Origin of the sequence: Paraplanobispora siamensis, assembly GCF_016863175.1 — a bacterium.
Classification (GTDB): domain Bacteria; phylum Actinomycetota; class Actinomycetes; order Streptosporangiales; family Streptosporangiaceae; genus Planobispora; species Planobispora siamensis.
This window is the reverse complement of sequence record NZ_BOOJ01000073.1, coordinates 1-11,777: the sequence shown is the minus strand read 5'-3', so window position 1 is coordinate 11,777 and position 11,777 is coordinate 1. Positions and strand designations below refer to the sequence as shown.

Here is an 11,777-nt window from a genome sequence, read left to right as displayed (position 1 = left end):
CCCCGAACCCGGTCCCGGCCCGCGCGCCGTACCGGACCCCGAACCCGGTCCCGGCCCGCGCGCCGTACCGGACCCCGAATCCGGTCCCGGCCCGGGACAGCGGGTCACGCGTCCTGCGATCCGGTGGCCCGGCGTGACTCGGCGGCGGCCCAGGAGAACACCCCCCTCGCCATCAGGGACGCCTCGGACGCAGCCCGGGCCCCGAACACCTCGGCCCTGATCCGGTGCAGGTCCGCCTCCCCGGGGGCCGCCTGCACGGCCATCTCGGCCAGATGTCCGGCCAGCCGCTGGTCACCCGCCTCCAGCGCCCGCAGCGCCGCCTCGCCGAGCCTGGCCGCACCGCCCGCGAGCCCGGCCACCGCCGAGGCCAGTACGGCGTCGGGCGCGGGCTTGAGGTTGGCCGGGTTGCCGTCGTACCACCCCGCGTACAGCCGCCAGATGTTGCGCACGATGAACTCGGGCTCGTCGTAGTGCGGCCGCAGGTAGGGCCGGTCGGCCAGGCGGGCCGGCGGGCGGACCTCCCGCACGATCGCGTCGAGCCGGGCCCCGTCGTTGATCATGGCGAGGGTCTGCTCCACCAGGCTCTCCAGCCACTCGGCGGTCTCGACCAGCGCCTGCTCGATCCGGTCGGCGCCGAAGATCGGCGCGCCGTGGCTGGGAAGCATGATCTCGGCGTTCAGCGTGACCATCCGGCGCAGCGCGATCGCCCACTCGCGCGGATAGCGCTGCACCTTCTGCGGGTTGCCGCAGTTGGGGCTGACCCAGATGAACAGGTCGCCGGGGAGCAGCACCCGCGGTCCGGGCAGGAACCCGATGCTGGCGTCGTCGGTCTCGCCCTTGCCGTGGAAGAGCTCGAACGGGCCGGCGGTCAGCGTGTCGCGGTAGACGACGTCCGGGTAGCGGTACTCCGACGGCCAGCTCAGGTCCTCGATCTGGAACTGCCTGCGGTTGATCACCGCGTTGTAGCCGAGGGTCATGAGATAGCGGTCGAAGCGCGCGGCCACCGCCTCGTGGGCGCTCACCACGGGCCTGGGACGCCCGGCCGCCCCGGCCTCGGCGTCGAACGGGCCCGCCCCCGAGACGTGGTCGATGTGCCCGTGGGAGTAGACCACGTCCGTCACCGGGTCGGCCGTCCACTTCCGCACCTCCCGGTGCAGCCGCTCGGCGTCGAAGGGGTTGCCGGTGTCGAACAGCGCGGCGCGGTCCCCGTCCAGGACGACGACCGTGTTGCCGAAGCCGCTGCGGAAGCCCACGCCCTCCACGACCTCGACGACCCCGCGCCCGGCCAGGCCGCTCTGCACGATGCTGTCGTCGGCCTTCCCGCTCCAGACCAGGTCCGCGTACTCCACGATGTCCATCGATCGCTCCCGAGGTGAGCCCGAGGTGAGCCCCAGGTATGAATGTGCTCACTGTGCTCGGTGAGCGGAATGCGCACAACCATCCAGGTCACTCCATTTGTCGCGATGTGTTGCACGTCACAGAACCAAGTTCTAATGTGACCGGTGGTCACATGCGCCGGGCGGGCCGGACCCGCCCATTTCCGATGGAGGACCTGTGCCTGCTCTCACCCCCGTCCAGCGCCAGGTGCTGCGCGCGCTGGTGGACACCGCCGTCCCGGCGCTGGAAGCCGAGGACGACCCCAACGGGTTCTGGGCGACGCCCGGCTCGGCGGTCGGCGCCGACGAGGCGCTGGCCCAGTACCTGGAGACCCTGCCGGAGGCGGACCAGACGGGCGTCGCGCAGCTGCTCGACGGCCTGGCGATGCTCGGCTTCCAGCACCAGGGGCGGGCGACCCGCGAGGGCATGCTCGCCACGGCCATGGCGCTGGCGCCCGAGGCTCTCGTCGCGATCTCCACCCTGCGCGCGGGAGCGTGCATGCTGGCCCACTCGGTCACCGACGAGAGCGGGCGCAACCCCTTCTGGGCGCAGTACGGCTACCCCGGCCCGCAGATCACGCCGCCGCAGGCGGAGCCGTACATCACCCCGCACGTCCCGGCCGACGGCGAGGTGCTGGAGGCGGACGTGGTCGTCGTCGGCTCCGGGGCGGGCGGCGGCACGATCGCCGGGGTGCTGGCCACCCGCGGCCGGCGCGTCGTCGTGCTGGAGGCGGGCGGGGCCACCAGCGAGCGCGACTACCGCCAGCTGGAGATCGAGGGCAGGCAGATGATGTACCGGGGCGGCCTGTCGGTCTCCGCCGACGGCAACATCGGCCTGCTCGCCGGGCACACCCTGGGCGGCGGCACCACCATCAACTGGCACAACTGCGTACGGCCCAGCGACGCGGTGCGCCGCGAGTGGGCGCGCGAGCACGGGCTGGAGGGCCTCGACACCGAGGAGTTCGACCGCCACCTGGAGGCGGTGCTGACCCGCATGGGCGCCAACGACCGGTGCAGCGACTTCAACGGCCCGCACCAGCGCATGGCCGAGGGCGCCAAGGCCCTGGGCTGGTCGATGCACACCGCGGTGCGCAACGTCGACGAGGCGAGCTACGACCCGGTCGCCGCCGGCTACACCCAGTTCGGCGACCCGAGCGGCAGCAAGCGCGGCACGCTGAACACCTACCTGCGCGACGCCGCCGACCACGGCGCGAAGATCCTCGTCCACACCCGCGCGGACCGGGTCCTCACCGAGGGCGGCCGGGCCACCGGGGTCGAGGCCGTCTACACCGACCCCGGCAGCGGCCAGACCCGCCGGGTGACGGTGCGCGCCGCCGACGTCGTGGTGGCCTGCGGCGCGCTGGAGACCCCGGCGCTGCTGCTGCGCTCCGGCATCGGCGGGCCCGTCGTCGGCCACCACCTCTATCTCCACCCCAGCGCGGGAATCTTCGGCGTCTACCCCGAGGACCAGCGGGCGTGGTGGGGGCCGCCGCAGGCCGCGATCGTGGACCAGTTCCGCGACCTGGGCGACGGGTACGGCCTGCTGATCGAGGGCTCGCAGTACTACACCGGCGTCTTCGCCTTCCAGCTCGCACGGCGCGACGGCCGCGAGGCCAAGGAGGCGATGAGCAAGCTCGGCCGCATGGCCGACTTCCTGTTCGTCCTGCGCGAGCACGCCGGGGGACAGGTGACGATCGACGGGAACGGCGAGGCCGTGCACACCTACGCCCTCACCGACGAGCGCGACATCGCCGCCTACCGCAAGGGCCTGCGCGCCCTGGCCGAGCTGCACCTAGCCGCCGGGGCCGAGGAGCTGTGGTTCGGCGCCACCCCGCCGGTCTTCCGGCGCGGCGACGACTTCGAGGCCTGGATGGCCTGCCTGGACTCCATCCACATCGGCGCGGGCGGGCTGTTCATGGGCAGCGCCCACCAGATGGGCACCGCCCGCATGGGCACCGACCCGCAGACCTCCGTCGCCAGACCGACCGGCGAGCTGCACGACGTCGCCGGCGTCTGGATCGGCGACACCAGCGCCTTCCCCACGCCCTCCGGCGCCAACCCGATGCTCACGTGCATGGCCCTGGCCCACCGCACCGCCGAGCACATCACCGCGGCCTGAAAGCGAGCGAGAGATGACCACCCCGGAGATCGACCACACCCGCGAGCACATCTACGTCGACGGCGCCTGGATCCCCTCGACCGGCACCGGCACGCTGCCGATCGTCAACCCCTTCACCGAGCAGGTCATCGGCACCGTGCCCGAGGGCACGCCCGAGGACGTCGACAAGGCCGCCCGCGCCGCGGCCCGGGCGCTGCCCGGCTGGTCGGAGACGCCCCTGGCCGACCGGCTCAAGATGTGCGCCGCCGTGGCAGAGGGACTCAAGGCCCGCGCGCAGGAGATCGCCCTGACGGCCTCGCGTGAGATGGGCGCGCCCTGGCAGCTGGCCGTCATGGTGCAGGCCGGCCTGCCCGTGATCGACTTCGCCTCCATGGAGGACGTCGCCGGCCAGGTCGAATGGGAGCGGCGCTCGGGCAACTCGGTGCTGGTACGCAGGCCGGTCGGCGTCGTGGGCGCCATCACTCCGTGGAACTACCCGCTGCACCAGATCGCGGCCAAGGTCGCCCCGGCCCTGGTCGCCGGGTGCACGGTCGTGCTCAAGCCGTCGGAGCTGGTGCCCGGCGTGGCCTACCTGCTCGCCGAGATCGTCGACGCGGCGGGCCTGCCGCCCGGTGTGTTCAACCTGGTCACCGGGACCGGCCCGGTGGTCGGCGAGGCGATCGTCTCCCACCCGGCCGTGGACATGGTCTCCTTCACCGGCTCCACCCGCGCCGGGCGCCGGGTCGCCGAGCTGGCCGCCGCCGCGCCCAAGCGCACCGCGCTGGAGCTCGGCGGCAAGTCGGCCAGCGTGCTGCTGGACGACCTGTCGGCCGAGGAGTTCGGCAACGCCGTGGCCGGCTCGCTGACCGGATGCCTGATCAACAGCGGGCAGACGTGCAGCGCCACCACCCGGCTGCTGGTGCCCCGCGCCCGCCTGGCCGAGGCCGAGGAGCTGCTGCAGCTGTTCACCCAGTTCGCGACGGTCGGCGACCCGATGGACCCGGGCACCCAGCAGGGCCCGCTGGTCAGCAAGGTCCAGCAGGAACGCGTGCGCGCCTACATCCGCGAGGCGATCGGGGACGGGGCCCGGCTGGTGGCGGGCGGCCCTGAGCAGCCCGAGACCACCCCGACCGGGTTCTTCATCAGGCCCACCGTCCTGGTGGCCGAGGCCGGCACGCGCATCGAGCAGGAGGAGGTCTTCGGGCCCGTGCTGACCGTCGTGCCCTACGACGGCGGCGACGAGGAGGCGCTGGCGGTGGCCAACGGCACGCCGTACGGCCTGTCCGGGGCGGTGTGGGCGAGCGACGTCGACCGCGCGACCGCCTTCGCCCGGCGGATGCGCACCGGCCAGGTCGCGGTCAACGGCGGGGTGTTCAACCCGACCGCCCCGTTCGGCGGCTTCGGGCAGAGCGGCTACGGCCGCGAGCTCGGCGCGCTGGGCATCGAGGAGTTCACGAACATGACCTCGCTGCAGTACTGACCGGCCGGTCCCGGGGGCGGCCGTCCATCGGATGGCCGCCCCCGGACCGGCTGTGTCCAGGCGTCCCAGGCGTTTCAGGCTTTCAAGTGCCCAGGCCTCCAAGCGCCTCAGGCCGCGTGCGCCCGGGCGTAGTCGTGCGCGATCCGGTCCGCCGCGGCCGTCAACGGCTCCACTAGGCGCTTGAGCTCGCGCGCCCGCCGGGAGGACAGCACGAGACCGATGGCGGCCACGGCCCTGCCCCCGACGAGGATCGGGGCCGCCGCCGAGCACGAGCCCAGGGTCATCTCCTCGAAGGTGAGCGCGTACCCCTGGGCGCGCACGGCGGCCAGCTCGCGGGCGAGCCTGCCGGGCTCGGTGACGGTGTGCGGGGTCGGCCGCTCCAGCCGCCGCGCCAGGTAGGAGCTGACGAACCACTCGGGCTCGTGCGCCAGCAGCGCCTTGCCGACGCCGGTCGGGTGCATGGGCAGGCGCGCGCCGGTCCGGGAGACGATCGGCACGGCCCGCCTGCCGTGCACCTTGTCCACGTACAGCACCTCCATGCCGTCGCGGACGGCGAGGTGCACGTTCTCCCCGGTGGTGACGAACAACTCCTGCAGCCAGGGGTGGGCGAGGTCCTGGAGCCGGGCGGGGGCGAGCTGGCCGAGCTCCCACAGCCGCATGCCGACGCGCAGGCGGCCGTCGGAGGTGCGGCTCAGCGCCTGCCACTCCTCCAGCTCGCCGACCAGCCGGTGCGCGGTGGTCAGCGGGAGCCCGCTCCTGCGGGCGATGTCCGAGAGGCTGAGCTGCGGGTGGGCGCTGTCGAACGCGCCCAGGATCGCCAGCACCTTGGAGGTGACCGAGCGCCCCGGCTCGCGCGCCCCACCAGCCATGATCGTCTCCCTGCGTCCGCCGTACGGCGGGCCCGGAGATCCCGTGCGGGATCCCGCGCCCGGGCCGCACCCGCGCTCCCGGAGAGAATCCTGCCCCGGTATTCCACTGAGCGGAAGACCAGGCTCGGTTTTCCCGGTCCGAGGCTGAATGCTCTCCTCCATGCGAACTCAGGTCGGAATCGTCGGGGCAGGTCCCGCCGGGCTCCTGCTCTCCCACCTGCTCCATCTGAACGGCATCGACTCGGTGGTCCTGGAACGCCGCAGCCGCGACTACGTGGAGCGGCGGGTGCGCGCGGGCGTGCTGGAACAGGGGACGGTGAACACCCTCATCGAGGCGGGGGTGGGGGAGCGGATGCTCGGAGAGGGGCTGCCGCACTCCGGGATCGAACTGCGCTACGGCGGTGCGGGCCACCGGATCGCCTTCGAGAAGCTGGTCCCCGGGCGGACCATCACGGTGTACGGCCAGCAGGAGGTCGTCAAGGACCTCATCGCCGCCCGCCTGGCCGTCGGCGGCGACATCCGCTTCGAGGTCGACGACGTGGCCGTGCACTCGCTGGAGGACTCGCCGTACATCACCTTCGGCGGCGAGCGCCTCGACTGCGACGTCATCGCCGGGTGCGACGGCTTCCACGGGGTGTCCCGGCCGTCGATCCCCGAGGGCGTGCTCACCGCCTACGAGAGGGAGTATCCCTTCGCCTGGCTGGGCATCCTGGCCCGGGTCAAGCCGTCGGCCGAGGAGCTGATCTACGCCTGCACCGAGCGCGGCTTCGCCCTGCACAGCATGCGTTCGCCCGAGGTCAGCCGCTTCTACCTCCAGGTGCCCGCCGAGGAGGACCCGGACGCCTGGCCGGACGAGCGGATCTGGGCTGAGCTGAAGGCCCGCCTGGAGACGGTGCCCGGCTTCACCCTCGCCACCGGGGAGATCATCGAGAAGGGCGTCACCCCGCTGCGCAGCTTCGTCACCGAGCCCATGCAGTACGGCCGGCTCTTCCTGGCCGGGGACGCCTCGCACATCGTGCCGCCGACCGGGGCCAAGGGGCTCAACCTGGCGGTCGCGGACGTGCGCGTGCTGAGCGAGGCGCTGACCCGCTTCTACGCCGACGGCTCCGCCGAACTGCTCGACCGCTACTCGGAGATCTGCCTCAAGCGGGTCTGGCGGGCACAGCACTTCTCCTGGTGGATGACGACGCTGCTGCACACCTTCGACTCCGACGACGCCTACGCGCGCCGGCTGCAGCTGTCGTACCTGGACTACGTGACCTCCTCGGAGGCGGCCGCGACGACGCTGGCGGAGAACTACGTGGGCCTGCCGTACGAGGCGCTCCGGTGAGCGGGACCACCGGAGCCGGCGCGGCCCCCGAGACGACGGACCCCGAGACGACGGACCCTGAGACGACGGACCCTGCATCTCGCCCCCGAAGGAAGCTGATGATCCACCCTCCCAACCTGAGCCCCGGCTACCGCAGCACGCTCCTGCGGGCGCCGTCCAAGCCGGCCGTCGCCTTCAAGGCGGACCCGGACGCGATCGAGCTGACCAGCCCGGTCTTCGGCCACGGGGAGGTCGGCGCGCTCGACGCCGACCTGACCCGGCAGCACGCGGGCGAGCCGATCGGCGAGCGCATCATCGTCACCGGCCGGATCCTCGACGACTCCGGACACCCGATCAGGAACACGCTGGTGGAGGTCTGGCAGGCCAACGCCGCCGGCCGCTACGCCCACGAGGGCGACCGGCATCCCGCGCCGCTGGACCCCAACTTCACCGGGGCCGGGCGGTGCCTGACCGATGGCGAGGGCCGCTACAGGTTCGTCACGATCAAGCCGGGCGCCTATCCGTGGCGCAACCACCCCAACGCCTGGCGGCCGGCGCACATCCACTTCTCGGTGTTCGGCACCGCCTTCACCCAGCGCCTGGTCACCCAGATGTACTTCCCGGGCGACCCGCTGTTCCCCTTCGACCCGATCATGCAGTCCGTCCCGGACCCGGTGGTCCGCGAGCGGCTCGTGGCCGCCTTCGACCTGGACGTCACCGAGCCGGAGTGGGCGCTGGGCTACCGCTTCGACGTCGTGCTCGGCCGTACCCCGATGGAGGACTGATGCTCACCCCTTCGCAGACCGTGGGACCGTTCTTCGGCCACGCCCTGCCCTACGAGGGCGGCCCCGACCTGGTGCCCGACGGGTACCCCGGGGCGATCACCGTCACCGGCCGGGTGCTCGACGGGGCGGGCGAGCCCGTGCCGGACGCGATGCTGGAGCTGTGGACGGGTGAGGCCGGCACCCGCGGCGTGCTGCGTCGCGGCGGGGAGGGCGCCTGCGGCTTCGGGCGCTGCGCCACCGCGCCCGACGGCACCTACCGGTTCCGCACCGCGCCCCCCGCCGGGCCGTACCTCGCGCTGCTGGTCTTCGCGCGGGGCCTGCTGTGCGCGGTCGCGACCCGCATCTACCTCCAGGACGGTCCCGACCCGCTGCTCGACAGCCTGGAGCCCGAGCGCCGGGCGACGCTGATCGCACAGCGAGACGGGGGCGTCTACCGCTTCGACGTCCGCCTCCAGGGCGAGGGGGAGACGGTCTTCCTTGAGTTCTGACCACGCGCCGGGGACGGAGCGGGCGGCGGCCGTACGGCACGGCGCGGTGACGGGTGCGGTGACGGGTGCAGGGACAGGAGCGGGTGCGGGGCCGGGTGTGGAGGCGGGGCGTACGGCGGTGCGGCTCCATCACCGCGTCGACGGCCCGGCCGGTGCGCCGCTGCTGGTGCTGGGCCCCTCGCTGGGCACCACGCTGGAGATCTGGGAACCGCAGATGGAGGCGCTGACCGCCTCCTGGCGGGTGCTGCGCTACGACCTGCCCGGCCACGGCGGCAGCGAACCCGTAGGGGGACCGGTCGCCGCCGGGCTGACCGTCGACGCGCTGGCCGAGGCCGTGCTGGAGCTGACCGGCGAGGAGCGGTTCGCCATCGGCGGCATCTCCCTGGGCGGGGCGGTCGCGGCCACCGTCGCCGCGCGGGGCTCCGGCAGGGTGACCGGCCTGGTGCTGTGCTGCACCTCCGCGCGGTTCGGCGAGCCCGGCCCGTGGCTGGAGCGGGCGGCGGCCGTACGGCGCGACGGTATGCGGCAGCTCGCGCAGACCCTGGTCGGCCGGTGGTTCACTCCCCGCTTCGCCGAGGACGACCCCGGCCGGATCTCCTGGGTCCTGGACATGCTGCACACCGTGGACCCCGGCTCCTACGCGGCCTGCTGCGAGGCCATCGCGGGTTACGATCTCATCGGCGGGCTGAACGCGATCACGGCGCCCACCCTGATCGTGGCGGGAGCCGACGACCCGGCCACCCCGGTCGACCACGCCCTCACCCTGGTCCGCGGCATCGACGGCGCCCTGCTGACCGTGGTGCCCGGCGCCCACCTGGCGAGCGTGGAACGGGCGGCGGCGGTCACCTCCGCGGTGACCCGCCACCTGCACGAGACCGGGCCGTCCGCGGACAGCGGGAACGGGCCGTCCGCAGACGGGTCCTCCTCGCGGAGGGACAGCCGGCGGATCGCGGGGACGCGGGATGACGACGACCGCTGGGCCGCCGGGATGCGGACCCGTCGTGAGGTGCTCGGGGACGACCACGTCGACCGGGCGATCGCCCGCACCACCGCCTTCACCGAGGACTTCCAGGACCTCATCACCCGCTACGCCTGGGACGAGATCTGGAACCGCCCCGGCCTGGACCGGCGCACCCGCAGCTGCGTCACGCTGACCGCGCTCGTGGCGGGCGGGCATCCGGAGGAGCTGGCCATGCACGTCCGCGCGGCCCTGCGCAACGGCCTGACGCCGGACGAGATCAAGGAGGTGCTCCTGCAGACGGCGGTCTACTGCGGGGTCCCCGCCGCCAACGCCGCCTTCGCGGTCGCCCAGCGCACCCTGGCGGAGGCGGGCGCCTGAACCGCGTCCCCGCCCGGATCCCGGCCTGGACCCGGGCGGGATCCGGACGGGATCCGGACGGGGAGAGCCACCTGGAGGGAACCCGGCCGCCGGAGGGACGAGGGCGGGAACCGGTTCCCGGGGAAGGGCGGCGGGCCGCCGGAGGGGACGGCACGTTTCCGCACGCCCGTTCACGGGCAATGCCTCATCGCCCACCGGTGTCCCGCGACCCGGTCCGCAGGAGTGGAGGCACGAACCCCCGATGAGAACGCTCTGGCTTTTCACCGACGGCGAATGGCGCGAGAGTGCGAGCGACGGCGTGATCGCCGTGGACGATCCGGCCACCGGCGATCGGGTGGGCGAATGCCCGCGCGGGTGCGAGGAGGACGTCCACGCCGCCGTACGGTCGGCGCGTGAGGCGGCACCCGGCTGGGCGCGCGTGGCCCCCGCCGAGCGGGGCGCGATCCTGCGCCGCGCCGCCGCCCGGGTCAGGGAGCACGCCGACGAGCTGGCCCGGCTGGTGACCCGGGAGATGGGCAAGCCGCTGGCCGACGCGCGCGGTGGCGTCGAGGCCGGGGCCGGGACCCTCGAACAGTACGCCGAGCTGGGCCCCCTGCACGGCGGCCGGACCCTGCAGGGCGGCTGGGGCGCGACCGACCTGATGGTCCGCGAGCCGCTGGGCGTGGTCGCCGCCATCACCCCGTGGAACGACCCGGTGGCGATCGCGTGCGGCCTGATCGGCGCCGCGCTGGTGACGGGGAACACGGTGGTGCACAAACCGTCCGAGCGCACCCCGCACACCGGGGCCCGTCTGGTCGAACTGCTCGCCGCCGACCTGCCCCCGGGAACCCTCACCATGGTCGCCGGAGACCAGAGCGCCGGCTGGCCGCTGGCCGCCCACCCCGACGTCGACCTGGTGGCCCACGTGGGCTCCAGCGAGGCGGGCCGCCAGATCGCCGCCGTCGCCCACGGGCGGGTGCTCCGCGAGAACGGCGGCAAGGACCCGCTCATCGTGGACGAGGGCGTCGACCCGAAGTGGGCGGCCGGGCAGGCCGCGCTCGGCTGCTTCGCCAACGCCGGGCAGATCTGCGTCGCCGTCGAGCGGATCTACGTGCACCGGGCGGTGGCCGAGTCGTTCACCGCCGCCCTCGTCGCCGAGGCCGAGGGGCTGCGGATGGGCTCGGGACTCGAGGATTCGACCACCCTGGGCCCCATGGTCGACGGCCGCCAGCGCGATCTCGTCGACGAGCACGTCCGCTCGGCGGTGGCCGCGGGCGCGAAGCTGCTGACCGGCGGTGAGGTCCCCGACGGGCCGGGCACCTTCTACCCGGCGACCGTGCTGGCCGACTGCTCCGACGACATGCCCGTGATGCGGGAGGAGACCTTCGGGCCGGTGGCGGCGGTCCGCGTGGTGGACAGCTTCGACGAGGCGCTCGCACTGGCCAACAGTGGCGAGTACGGCCTGGCGGCGACGGTGCTCACGCCCTCACTCGCGCACATGCAGCGGGCCTGGCGCGAACTGCGGGCCGGCACAGTGAAGATCAACGCCGTCTTCGGCGGAGCCCCCGGCGGCGCGGCCCAGCCCCTGGGCGCCAGCGGCCAGGGCTTCGGCTACGGCCCGGAACTGCTCGACGAGATGACCCACACCAAGGTCGTGCACATCGCCACCCCCGAGACCGGCTGACCTCCGAGATCACCCCGGCCGGATGGTGAGATATCCGGTTCGTGGGTTCGGTCGCCTGGTCGGGTGGCCGGGTGTGAGCAGGTGGTGAAGCGTGTGCTCTGGAGTGCCGGCCGGATGGTGAGATATCCGGTTCGTGGGTTCGGTCGCCTGGTCGGGTGGCCGGGCGTGGGCAGGTGGTGAAGCGTGTGCTCTGGAGTGCCGGCCGGATGGTGAGATATCCGGTCCGCGAGCCCGATCCCCCGGTCGGGTGGCCGGGGGATCGGGCAGGCGGTCGAGCGGCTGGATTCTCGGTCGGCCGGTGAACCTGCTGGGTCTCGGTCAGGTGACGGAGCGGTTCACCGGCGTGGGCCGGGTCAGACGGTGAAGCGGC

The 11,777-nt window shown here is 73.6% G+C and carries 9 protein-coding genes; 7 read left to right on the top strand and 2 right to left on the bottom strand.

The window, feature by feature from the left end:
- Positions 1-104: 104 nt before the first annotated feature.
- Complete coding sequence (locus tag Psi01_RS37485; RefSeq protein ID WP_204068925.1) at positions 105-1,358, bottom strand: alkyl sulfatase dimerization domain-containing protein; 1,254 nt, start codon at positions 1,356-1,358, stop codon at positions 105-107.
- A 196-nt stretch (positions 1,359-1,554) separates the two neighbouring features.
- On the opposite strand from Psi01_RS37485, the gene Psi01_RS37480 reads away from it, so the two are divergent.
- Both Psi01_RS37480 and Psi01_RS37475 read left to right on the top strand, forming a co-directional pair.
- On the top strand, positions 1,555-3,495 hold the full coding sequence (locus Psi01_RS37480) for an FAD-dependent oxidoreductase (RefSeq protein WP_204068924.1): 1,941 nt from the start codon (positions 1,555-1,557) through the stop codon (positions 3,493-3,495).
- A 13-nt stretch (positions 3,496-3,508) separates the two neighbouring features.
- Positions 3,509-4,954, top strand: a complete 1,446-nt coding sequence (locus Psi01_RS37475; protein ID WP_204068923.1) for an aldehyde dehydrogenase family protein — start codon at positions 3,509-3,511, stop codon at positions 4,952-4,954.
- 107 nt (positions 4,955-5,061) lie between these two features.
- Here Psi01_RS37475 and Psi01_RS37470 read toward each other — a convergent pair whose 3' ends face one another.
- Positions 5,062-5,823, bottom strand: coding sequence for an IclR family transcriptional regulator (locus tag Psi01_RS37470; RefSeq protein WP_204068922.1), 762 nt, complete (start codon positions 5,821-5,823; stop codon positions 5,062-5,064).
- Between the two features lie 160 nt (positions 5,824-5,983).
- On the opposite strand from Psi01_RS37470, the gene pobA reads away from it, so the two are divergent.
- From pobA to Psi01_RS37445, 5 genes are all read left to right on the top strand, one after another.
- Complete coding sequence (gene pobA, locus Psi01_RS37465; RefSeq protein WP_204068921.1) at positions 5,984-7,153, top strand: 4-hydroxybenzoate 3-monooxygenase; 1,170 nt, start codon at positions 5,984-5,986, stop codon at positions 7,151-7,153.
- Between the two features lie 98 nt (positions 7,154-7,251).
- Positions 7,252-7,917 (top strand): protocatechuate 3,4-dioxygenase subunit beta, encoded by a 666-nt coding sequence (gene pcaH, locus Psi01_RS37460; RefSeq protein WP_204068920.1) that lies wholly within the window; start codon positions 7,252-7,254, stop codon positions 7,915-7,917.
- Complete coding sequence (gene pcaG, locus Psi01_RS37455; RefSeq protein ID WP_204068919.1) at positions 7,917-8,405, top strand: protocatechuate 3,4-dioxygenase subunit alpha; 489 nt, start codon at positions 7,917-7,919, stop codon at positions 8,403-8,405. Before pcaH ends, pcaG begins: the two co-directional genes overlap by 1 nt.
- Positions 8,395-9,744, top strand: a complete 1,350-nt coding sequence (gene pcaDC / locus Psi01_RS37450; RefSeq protein WP_373872539.1) for a bifunctional 3-oxoadipate enol-lactonase/4-carboxymuconolactone decarboxylase PcaDC — start codon at positions 8,395-8,397, stop codon at positions 9,742-9,744. Before pcaG ends, pcaDC begins: the two co-directional genes overlap by 11 nt.
- Before the next feature lie 241 nt (positions 9,745-9,985).
- A complete protein-coding gene (locus Psi01_RS37445; RefSeq protein ID WP_204068918.1) occupies positions 9,986-11,407 on the top strand; it encodes an aldehyde dehydrogenase family protein in 1,422 nt (473 codons plus the stop codon).
- The last annotated feature ends 370 nt before the right edge of the window (positions 11,408-11,777 follow it).

Bases quoted from the DNA above. Each gene is read 5' to 3' on its own strand.
- Psi01_RS37485 (WP_204068925.1), bottom strand. From the start codon at position 1,358: ATGGACATCGTGGAGTACGCGGACCTGGTCTGGAGCGGGAAGGCCGAC.
- Psi01_RS37475 (WP_204068923.1), top strand. From the start codon at position 3,509: ATGACCACCCCGGAGATCGACCACACCCGCGAGCACATCTACGTCGAC.
- Psi01_RS37470 (WP_204068922.1), bottom strand. From the start codon at position 5,823: ATGGCTGGTGGGGCGCGCGAGCCGGGGCGCTCGGTCACCTCCAAGGTG.
- pobA (WP_204068921.1), top strand. From the start codon at position 5,984: ATGCGAACTCAGGTCGGAATCGTCGGGGCAGGTCCCGCCGGGCTCCTG.
- pcaH (WP_204068920.1), top strand. From the start codon at position 7,252: ATGATCCACCCTCCCAACCTGAGCCCCGGCTACCGCAGCACGCTCCTG.
- pcaG (WP_204068919.1), top strand. From the start codon at position 7,917: ATGCTCACCCCTTCGCAGACCGTGGGACCGTTCTTCGGCCACGCCCTG.
- Psi01_RS37445 (WP_204068918.1), top strand. From the start codon at position 9,986: ATGAGAACGCTCTGGCTTTTCACCGACGGCGAATGGCGCGAGAGTGCG.